Consider the following 8344-nt stretch of genomic DNA (forward strand, 5'->3'; position numbering starts at 1 on the left):
AACATAAATCCTGACATTGAGATGTTTTTCTTGGCATGTATCGTGTTTCATCGTACTCAAGGAAAAACGCGTAACATGATGCTGGATGGCGAGGCTACGGCATGAGCGATCTTCCTCCCTACATGCGAATCGACCCCGACCAGGCGGCCGAGGCTTTGGGCTCCCCGATGAATACCGACGCCCTCTCCGAAGTCGCTCGCGCCTGCATGGCGGGTCGGGAGGATCTGGCCGGGCGTGGCCTTGAAGAGGATGGCGGCAGAAAGCTGCGCCTCTTCTCGACGTGGGAAATCACCCGCTACCTGATCCCGGTCGCCCAAGCCCATTTCCGCCGCGTGCTGAAGCAGAACCCTGATCTGCCCCAAGGCAGGTCCGAGACCGAGGGCGGGGCGAAGTGGTTCACCCTTGACGAGGTCCTCCGGCTGCGCACCCATTTCGCCGCGGAAGGGTCCAAGGCGAAAAGCTACCGACCCTATCGCCCCGAGGGACTCCCCGCGAAGATGATCGCCGTGGCCAACTTCAAGGGTGGCGTCGGCAAGACCTCGACCGGAGCGCATCTGGCGATGTCGGCGGCACTCGACGGGTACCGCGTGCTGGTGATCGACCTCGACAGCCAGGGCAGCATGACCTCGATCTTCGGTGGCAAGGTCGAGGACGAGTGGGGCACTGTCTTCCCCCTGCTCGCCCGGCATTACGGCGAGCATCTGCGGGCAGACAACCAGCGCCGGGTCGACCGCGGCGAAGCCCCCCTGCCCTTCGACGATGCGATTGGCGACGCGATGAAGATGACCGCGGCGGATGTCATCCAGAAGAGCCACTGGCCCAACATCGACCTGATCGGCGCCCAGCTGAACCTCTACTGGGCCGAGTTTCAGATCCCGGTCTGGCGCATGGCCGCGCGTGGCTGGAAGCTGTGGGACGCGCTGACCGACCGGCTGATCGCCGACGGGGTGCTCGACGAGTACGACGTGGTGATCCTCGATACGCCTCCTGCCCTCGGCTACCTCACGATCAATGGGCTGGCCGCAGCCGACATCCTGCTGGTGCCACTTGGCGCGAGCTTCCTTGAATTCGACTCGACGGGGCGTTTCTTCGACATGCTCTCGACCACCTTCCGCTCGATCGAAGAGGGCGAGAACCTCGCCGCCCGCGCCCTCGGCCGCGAGGAACTGCGCTTTGAATGGGACGCGGTGCGTGCGGTGGTCACCCGCTACGACGGCACACAGCAGGCCGAGCTGGGCGCGCTGGTGCAGGCTTACATGGGGCAGACCCTCCTGCCTCACCGGCAGAACTACACTTCGCTGATCGGCCAGGCCGGCGAGCAGGTGCGCGGCATCTACGAAGCCGACTACCGCGACTTCAACCGCGAGACCTATGCCCGCGGGCGAGAGACCTTCGATGCCACCTATGCCGCAGTGAAGTCACTTTTCGTGGGCGCATGGAAACGTGACGCCGATGATGCCGCCCGCGAGGCGGCGGAATGAGACGTTTCGCATGCGAAACAGGTCGCAGGCACTATGGGCCAGTCTCTTGCCGTAGGTGTCACGCCTCGGCTCGAGACTGGGGTATAGCCTCGGAGTGTTTCGCGCGCGAAACATCGGTGTCTCTGCGACAAACTCGGTGCCAACGATCCAGCGTTTCGCATGCGAAACATCTTGGTTAGGAGACTGCCATGGCACGTCGCAAGAGACTGACTCTGCCGACTCCGCTGCCCGACGCTCTTGATAGGGTGTCCGAAATCAGAGCCACGGGGCAGGGGGACTTTTCCGCTGCACCCGCCGCGCCCGGGGCGGGCCAGGTTTCCGCTGCACCCGCCGCGCCCGGGGCGGGCCAGGTTTCCGTGGCCCCGGTCGCCCGCGTCGCACAGGACCAGGCGCAGGCCGCTGCGCTGCGCGAGCTGTCTGAAGAGATGACCCGTGCCCGTGAGGGGGGACGGATCGTGCTGGAACTGCCGATTGACGCCATCGAGGCCGAACACCTGATCCGCGACCGTCTCTCGGCCGACGAGACCGAGATGCACAGCCTGAAGGAAAGCCTCGTCGCCAGCGGCCAGCGTAATCCGATCGAGGTGCTGGACCTGGGTGGGGGGCGTTATGGCCTGATCTCGGGTTGGCGACGGCTGACGGCGCTACGCGCGCTGTCGTGCGAGGGAAGGGTCGAGGGCAAGGTGCTTGCGTTGCTGCGCCGTCCCGAAGACCAGGCCGCGGCATATCGAGCGATGGTCGAGGAAAACGAGATCCGCGCCGATCTCAGCTATTATGAACGTGCCCGTATCGTGGCCAAGGCGGTCGAGGCCGGCATCTTCGAGGACGACCGCGCCGCGCTTCAAGGGCTCTTCGGCGCTGCCTCGCGTCCGCGGCGGTCGAAGATCGGTTCTTTCCTGCCCATCGTGCGCGCGCTTGACGGCGCCCTGCGCTACCCGTCGGCGCTGCCCGAGCGGCTGGGGCTGAAGCTGTCGCAGTGCTTGCGCGAGGATGATGCGCTGGCCGGACAGCTGCGCGAGGCTCTGGAACGAGGAGCTGAAACCCTCGAGGCCGAGCGTACGTGCTTGGAGAAAGCGGTTGCTCCGCCCCGTCCGTTCCGCTCCGCACCATCTGACGCCGGGGCCGGACAGGAGGTGCCGCACGTGGCTGTCACACGAGACGGGCAGGGGCGGCTGGTCCTCCAAGGCGCCGGTGTGACTGACGATTTCGTGGCTCGTCTGAAGACGTGGATCAAAAGGGGGGCGAAATCGGACTGAACTGATCTTGTTGAAGCACACGTGACGGTTTGTCGGATCCATTTTCCACAGGGCTACTTTCGATGCCGGGAAAGTTGGGCTAGTCAGCGCATGAAAGACGCCGCCGGCGGTTCAGAGGACATCAGACTGATATGATGCAAGATACTCGGCGTCAGACCGCCACCGCCGCGCCGGCTGAAGATGACACGATCGATCTTCTCGCTTTGGGCGGCGCCCTGTGGCGCGGCAAGTTCACCATCCTCTTCGCCGCTCTCGTAGCGGCTCTTCTCAGCGCCTACTACGCCTTTTTCGTAGCCGTTCCGATCTACGAGTCTTCGACGACGCTCGCGCTCGAACTCGAAACGTCCCCGATCTCGGCGGATATCGAGTCGCTCTTTGCCGGGATGTCGACCGAAAGCGAAGCCTTGAACACCGAGCTCGAAGTGCTCCAGTCCCGTGGCATTCTGCGGCAACTTGTCGACGAGCTTGAACTGACGAGCGATCCGGAATTCAACGCTGCACTACAGCCCGAACCTGCCTTCTCGATCAGCGATCTCACCGAAGGTGTGGTTCCCCTGGTCCTGGGCCCCATGGATGAGGTGCTGGCCCCTGATCCTGAAATGACCGAGCTCAATAGCACTATCGATGCGGTGCGGGACGCGATTTCAGTCCGGAACCTGCCGCAGACCTATGTCTTCAACATCAGCGTCACGACCGAGTCTTCGGAGAAGTCCCAGCTGATGGCCAACACGCTGGCCGAGATCTACATTGCCGATCAGGTCAACCAGAAGTTCCAGGCTACCGAGACCGCCGTCACTTGGCTGAGCGAGCGGGTCTCGGACCTTGAGGTCGAACTGCGCGAACGTGAAAACGAGCTAAAATCTGTTCGCACCGAAATCGATCTTATCAGCATCGAGGGGCTCGAGGCGTTGAATCGTCAGCTTATCGATGCCCGTGAGCGCGCCGCCAATGCTGCGGCCAGTGCGGCCGTGGCTGAGGCACGGCTGTCGCGTATCGCAGAGTTGGAAGAGGCGGGAGATTATGTCGAACTCGCGCGGATTATCGGCGACCCGACACTCTCGCGGCTCGTTGAAAACGACGCGGGGATCGAGCAGATCGAGGCGCGTATCGAGACCCTGAGGGCGCAGGCCCAGACTGCATTCGAACGCCAGAACCTGCAGGCCGAGACGCTGCAGGCAGCGGTGGAGCGGTTGGAAGGGGACGTTGCGGCGCAGTCCGACGATCTCGTGCAACTCCAACAGATCGAGCGCGAGGTGCAGGCCATCCGCACGCTCTACGAGACCTTCCTCACACGCTTGAAGGAAGCCACCGTTCAGCGCGGTCTCGCGCAATCGGACAGCCGGGTGCTGTCCGAGGCGATCCCCGGGACTTACGTCGCGCCGCAGAGGCTGCTGATCTTGCTCATTGCGATCAATCTGGGCCTGATCATCGGCATTGCAATCGTTCTGGCGCGGCAATTCCTGAGCCGTGGTTTCCGCAGCGCCGACGAGCTCGAGTCCGAAACCGGGCAACCGATCCTGGGCCAGATCCCGCTGATGCCGATCAAGCGGCGCGACCAGCTCATCACTTTCCTTAACGAGAAACCGGCTTCGGCGGGGGCCGAGGCAATCCGGAATCTCAGGACCTCCATCCTTCTGTCTTCGTCCGGCGGGCCGCCCAAGGTCATCATGTCGACCTCGTCGCTTCCGGGCGAGGGCAAGACAACGCAGGCCATCGCGCTTGCGCACAACCTATCCAGCCTTAACAAGAAGGTCCTCTTGATCGAAGGCGACGTGCGCCGGCGGACTTTGAACGAGTACTTCCGCAACGACATCACCGGTGCTGGCGGGATCGTCTCGGCCTTGTCGAAAGAAGCCAGGATCGAGGAGCTCTCGGAGGTCATCGTTCGCGACCCCCGGCTCGACGTGGATATCATCTTGGGCGAGAAGACGCGGAAGAATGCGGCCGATCTCTTTGCATCGGACAATTTCGCGCGCTTCCTCGACATGTTGCGGCAGCACTACGACTACATCGTGATCGACACGCCGCCTGTCCTCGTGGTGCCTGACGCGCGGGTCATCGGCCAGCATGTCGACACGATTGTCTTCAGTGTCGCTTGGGATCGAACGAGTCGCGTTCAGCTGAAGGAAGCGCTGCGCCAGTTCAAGACTGTCAATCTCGACATAGGGGGCTTGGTGCTGAGCCAGATCAGCCCCTCGGGCATGAAGCGCTACGGCTATGGCGGGAAGTACGGCAGCTACGCGGCGTACGGCAGCAAATACTACGATACATAACGTAGTGCGGGAGAATACGGCCTACCGCAGAGGCCGAAAGCCCCGGCTTTCGAACGATGGCCGGTACGAGCAGGCGACGCCACGCTCCGAACCTGCCTTAACCAATACCTGATTCCTGACGCTTGCGGATGCGGCGGAAAAGTTGAAGGTTCGGCGGTAGGACTACAACGAGAAGCGGCACACGACGGGATCGACAACAGGGTCCCGATCATGTGGATTAAAACAGGGGGTGCCACCAGCTCGCCGCCCTGAGTGAAGCCGAGCTCCAGGCCTTCGGGCGGGCAATGTCGGGATCGGATCCCCGACGACGCAGCACCATAGTCAATCCGGCCCACTCGATGGAGAGGTCCACCTGCTGATGACCGAACGGAATTCCAAGTTTCACAAGCCGCAGAGCGACACCGCCAAGGCTCTTGGCCTCGTGGGGCGCCTTGTGCTCGACGACGTGTCCGACTTGGCCGATCTGACCTATGACGACGTTGCCGCTGGCTATCACGTGGAAGCCGGGGGAAACCGGTACCTCATCGTCGAAGCTGATGCCGCGGATGAAGGTCTCGTCGACTACACGGGATCAGGGGGGGTGAAGATGCGCCGCCTGCCTTCGCGCCGCACCGACAATACCCCAGATCTTCGTGTCAAGAACGTTGATGCACTGGCTTCTCCGGCAATCATTGCCGGAGCCGCTGACGGCGACGTGGCCGAGGTAGCCAAGACCGGCCACAGATTCGTCAAGGACGGGGCCGAGTTTCTGCCCTTGGAAACCCCCGAACACAGCATCTCTCTTGCCCAGTATGACATTGACCGAACCGGCACGGTCAACGTCTCCGACGCTCTGCGAAGAGCCTTGGATCGGGCCGACACTCTAGGAGGTGGAGAGATCCTCTTGCCGCCTGGCCGTCTATTGCTCGGCGATGTGCAGGTGCCGGGCAACGTGACGCTGCGCGGTATGGGATCGTCCATCTATGACTACACCGGCGCATTCGGACGTACCGTGCTTGTTCGTGAACCGGATGCGAGCGCGATACTCCTGTTCAGGGACCAGATCCTGTTCGTGCGCGACGTGGATTTTGACGGCAACGGTGGCCAATCGGCAGGATTTGGGCACGGGATCGATTGCGAGGGATCTCTCGACGTCGAGGTCCAGAACGTAAAAATGATCGACCACCACTACGGTATCGAGGGCGGCTTGGCCAAGCCCGTCGGCGGGCTCGACGTGCGATTCAGCGTTCTGCGGAATAACAATGTGGGCGTGAACAACTGCAGGGACAGTTTCCTACTTCGATCGACCTTCTCGGCCAATCGAGAGATAGGCCTTTATCTGAACGGCGGCCAGATCACCGTGATGATGTGCTTTCTCGAATTTCAGCGTGGTGGAGCCAATCTCGATGAGCGAGCCGATGCCATCTTTCTTGGCCGCAACGCGAATGAAGTCCTGATTGAAGGAACCACCTTCGATCGGAATACCGGATACGATGTCTTCGGAGAAGAGGCGACGGTCGATGGCGAACTGAAATTCCCACAATACATCAACATGGTCGGTAATACTCACAAAGGCGGCGCGTGGGGTACGGACTTGGCCCCAAGCGACCGCAGGGCCATCCGTTTTGAGAATGGTGACCATATCAACGTGACCTCCGCCCTTGGCCAGACGCGCACGAGCGAGCCCAGCCCGTCAAAAGGGGCGCCCTCGCCGTTGTTTTCTGCAGATCTCGGAAGGACGACCAACGTCACAATTGATGCCAAAGGCCTGTCCGGCATCACCTCGCTGATCGAGTTCGACAGCTCACTCGGCGAGATCTACGAGTGGGTGGAGTCGTCCGCTTCCGGAGAGTGGTATCTGCGCGACAACGGCAATTATGGCGAGGGCGGCAAGCCTTATCTGGATGCGCCAGATTTCATGGCCGTCGACGGCACAAGCCTCGCTCAAGGTACGCTGGGAGCATTGGCTCACGACGAATATGCATTCGGCGATAACGACGGCCTCGGGTATAACACGCTCTATGTCCGGGTTGCCGGTGATCCGACTGGCCAGGATCCGGTGATTTCCTACACGGGCGACCCGATCAGACACGAGTCGGCCTTGGTCTCGTATGGCGGGTACCGCAGCGTGATTCCGCCCCAATCGGTGCCCGCGAACGGATCTGTTGATATTGTGCTGCATGGCAAGGACATGTCTCGCAGCACGTTCATTTCCGAGGCAATCGAGCTGGTTCTGACAGTGCGGCAGAGTTCTACAGCCAACGCGGTAGCGTCAGCCTATGTCATCCTTCAACGGAATGACGGCATCGAGTGCATGGCTAGGGTCGAGGGCACCTTCGTGAAGGCAGGCGGCATGACCGTCGGCACTGCTGGGTCTGGATCGGCGCTCGAGCTTTCGGCTATCGGCACGTCTCGCCTTGGCGAGACAGTGACCATACAGATCATGAATACGACCACCATGGCGATCAAGATCAGCGGCGGCTCGCGGTGACTTCATGGACAGGCTGCCTGGGCCGCACCTGACCTCCGGCGCACTGCGTCTGTCCCCCCCCGATACAGCGTGGCGCACGTTGGCCTCGGCTCCGGCGGACAGAGCGTAGGTGCAGAGCTCGGGCTTCGGACGCCTCACATCGTCAATCATCGGGTTACGCTGCACAAGTCCGCGTCCGAGACTTCTCATGCGGAGCCAGGGTTCCAAGGCCGTGGCGATCAGCGACCCGATGCCGTGCAACGCTCTTCAGCCGCCGCGCCACCTCGTTCTATCGGCGGAAATCCAGCCAAGCGCGCGGAAACACGCCCACAAGAAAATTCCCGTTGAGCGTGTGTGGTGCATACATTTTTAAATGGTTAGTCTTTATCCTTAAGTCCTTAATGTGAAGCCGATCTCGTCGCGTTTTGGTCTCTTTCGACGGACATATCTGCTGGGGTAAAGTTGGTACAGCACATGAACGTTCTCCTTGCGAAGCTCATTCTCTCGACCGTCGTCGGCCTGAGCGCGACCACCTTTGCGGCTCTGAAGGGGCACGGTCTTCTGACTTGTTTTTTCGTTTATCTTCTGGTCGGCCAGATCACCTTCTTGAGCCTGATCGTTCGCGATCTACTGAGTCCTGAGAGACCGCGCCAACATGACGGTGCTCTCGGGCCTCGGCGTTTTACATCCAAAACAGCAGATTGAAGTTGTAGATTCGACTTCGCCAGCGACCTGACTTTCCCTCCCTTGGGTCAAAAATAGTGCTGTGGCGCACCAGTTCAGTCGATCTAGTGCCTCCATCAAGACAAGCTGTTGGCGCAAGGTGCGTACATCGGTCCGAAGGCGATGGCGAGCGAGAGGCCATTGCTCTGCGGGCTCTTCACG

At 61.4% G+C, this 8344-nt stretch carries 4 protein-coding genes; all 4 read left to right on the plus strand.

The features are described 5' to 3' along the window. Nucleotides 1-101 precede the first annotated feature (101 nt). The 4 genes from ACFDS3_RS10630 (at nucleotide 102) to ACFDS3_RS10645 (ending at nucleotide 7480) form a co-directional block, all read left to right on the plus strand. Entirely contained in the window at nucleotides 102-1481 is a 1380-nt protein-coding gene (locus ACFDS3_RS10630) for an AAA family ATPase (RefSeq protein WP_375262333.1), read from the plus strand. 188 nt (nucleotides 1482-1669) lie between these two features. Then, entirely contained in the window at nucleotides 1670-2737 is a 1068-nt protein-coding gene (locus ACFDS3_RS10635) for a ParB/RepB/Spo0J family partition protein (RefSeq protein ID WP_375262334.1), read from the plus strand. Nucleotides 2738-2868: 131 nt separating this feature from the next. Next, on the plus strand, nucleotides 2869-5010 hold the full coding sequence (locus ACFDS3_RS10640) for a polysaccharide biosynthesis tyrosine autokinase (protein WP_375262335.1): 2142 nt from the start codon (nucleotides 2869-2871) through the stop codon (nucleotides 5008-5010). A 358-nt stretch (nucleotides 5011-5368) separates the two neighbouring features. After that, entirely contained in the window at nucleotides 5369-7480 is a 2112-nt protein-coding gene (locus tag ACFDS3_RS10645; protein WP_375262336.1) for a hypothetical protein, read from the plus strand. Nucleotides 7481-8344 lie beyond the last annotated feature (864 nt).

The sequence above is a fragment of the Palleronia sp. genome (assembly GCF_042089775.1).
Lineage (GTDB): Bacteria > Pseudomonadota > Alphaproteobacteria > Rhodobacterales > Rhodobacteraceae > Palleronia.

Coding starts and splice junctions, on each gene's coding strand:
- ACFDS3_RS10630 (WP_375262333.1), top strand. CDS start 102: ATGAGCGATCTTCCTCCCTACATGCGAATCGACCCCGACCAGGCGGCC.
- ACFDS3_RS10635 (WP_375262334.1), top strand. CDS start 1,670: ATGGCACGTCGCAAGAGACTGACTCTGCCGACTCCGCTGCCCGACGCT.
- ACFDS3_RS10640 (WP_375262335.1), top strand. CDS start 2,869: ATGATGCAAGATACTCGGCGTCAGACCGCCACCGCCGCGCCGGCTGAA.
- ACFDS3_RS10645 (WP_375262336.1), top strand. CDS start 5,369: ATGACCGAACGGAATTCCAAGTTTCACAAGCCGCAGAGCGACACCGCC.